This is a genomic window from Streptomyces spirodelae (assembly GCF_017676385.1).
Taxonomy (GTDB): domain Bacteria; phylum Actinomycetota; class Actinomycetes; order Streptomycetales; family Streptomycetaceae; genus Streptomyces; species Streptomyces spirodelae.
Genome location: NZ_JAFFZN010000063.1, coordinates 1 through 1,782 on the forward strand (window position 1 = coordinate 1; position 1,782 = coordinate 1,782).

General features: G+C 69.0%; 1 protein-coding gene. It reads right to left on the reverse strand.

What is annotated here, in order from left to right; genetic code table 11:
- Nucleotides 1-28 precede the first annotated feature (28 nt).
- The gene (locus JW592_RS32340; RefSeq protein ID WP_209268854.1) at nt 29-1,690 is read right to left on the reverse strand and encodes an IS1182 family transposase; all 1,662 of its coding nucleotides are present in this window, start codon (nt 1,688-1,690) and stop codon (nt 29-31) included.
- Between the last annotated feature and the right edge of the window lie 92 nt (nt 1,691-1,782).

Here is a 1,782-nt window from a genome sequence, read left to right on the forward strand (position 1 = left end):
GACGCTGTTGGTTAATTCAGCGTCTTGGTTACTTCGCCCCGTCGAGTTGCTGCCCGGCGGGGTGAAGTGCTGCGAAGTGGCTGGTGCGGGTGCCGGCCCGTGGGGTGTTGGTGAGGTGGGCGTCGATGCGGGTGAGGTTGAGTGCCGCGCCGGTGAGCTGGTGCTGGAGGCTGGTTTTGGTGAGCCCGCGGTAGCGGGATCGGCGCAGGCCGCAGCGTTGGACGCCTTGGGAGATGGTGCCCTCGACGCCTGCGCGGAGCCGGTAGCGCCGCATCCACGCGGTGGTTTCCTGCTCGGCCCGCCGCCGGTGGAGGACTTGGTGAATGTCCTGGTCCTGGAGGGTCAGCTTGCGGCGTGGTCCGCGGGTGCAGGAGTCCTTGACCGGGCAGGATCGGCAGTCGGTCTGGGAGAACTGCACCCTGATCTCGGTCTTGTCGCGGGTGGGCTCCCGTGCCCAGCGGGTGCTGGTCTTCCCGCCGGGGCAGGTCACCTTCTGTCCCTCCCAGTCGATGGTGAACGCGCTGATGGGAAATGCGGTCTGTGATCTGTCCTGCCAGCCCGTGCCGGGCATCATCGGCCCCACCAGGTCCACGCTGTGGTCGCGGCGGGCCGCCACGATGTGCCGGGCGGTGACGTAACCGGTATCGACCAGGTGCTCGTCGGGAAGCAGGCGGCGCTCGGCGAGACCGGCGTGGAGGGCCGGGACCAGGTCGAAGTCGCTGACCGTGGCATCCGTGGTGGCGACGTGGGTGATCAGGTTCGGGGTGCTGGTGCCGCAGGTCTCGATGAGGTGAACTTTGTAGCCGTCCCAGAAGGTGTCACGCTTCGCGCCGCCCCTCGCCTCGATGTCGTATGGGGTTGTCAGGCGCCTGACGCCCGGCGGCCGGTCTTTTGGGGCCCGTCGTCGCACCTGGCCTTCGACCAGGTGGAAGTTGTGCACCCATACCTGTCGAAGGGCCTCAACCTGCGGCAGGGTCCGCAACGTCCCGGGTGCGTCTGGGGAGGTCACGGCCTCCAGCAGCCGCATCCCGTCGGCTCCGATCCGTCGGCCGACCTCTTCCCGCCTGGTGCGGGCCTTGGGGAACCGGGAGTCCTCGGCGCGGCCGGCGTAGTGCTTGAACCAGTCCGGCTCGGCGACCTGGACCAGCCAGTCACCGGCTGTGGCGGCGAGCACGTTCAGTGCGGCACGCAGCGTCTCGGCGACCATCTCCAGCCAGCACAGGTCCCGGGTCGCCGCCAGGACGTGTGTGGAGTCGGTCCGGGCTCTGCCGCCCCCAGCGAGTAGCCCCTTCTCACGGGCGGCTGCCAAGATCCCGTCCAGCACCCGCCGTCCCTGGTCCGCTGCGGCCACGCGGTCACGGAACTCCGAGAGCACCGAGAAGTCGAACCCGGGATCGGTCAGTTCCAGCCCGAGCGCGTACTTGAAGTCGATGCGCCCCCGTACCGCCTCCGCGGCCTGCCGGTCGGTGAGTCCTTCCACGAACTGCAACACCGACACCAGCGCGAGCCGACCCGGTGACCAGGCAGGCTTGCCACGCGCGGGGAACAGATCCGCGAACTCCTCGTCGCTGAACAGCACGCCCAGCTCATCCCGGACCCGGATCGCCAAGCTCCCCCTCGGGAACGCTGCCCGGGCCACCCGCACCGTCTCCGGCGGAACCTCTCCCGGCCCGCACGGCTGCATCGACATCGCCACCCACCCCACACACAACGTCGGCCTTCAAGACCACAACCGGGTCGTGAAGGCCGACGTCACGCAGCCCCGAATTAACCAACAGCGTC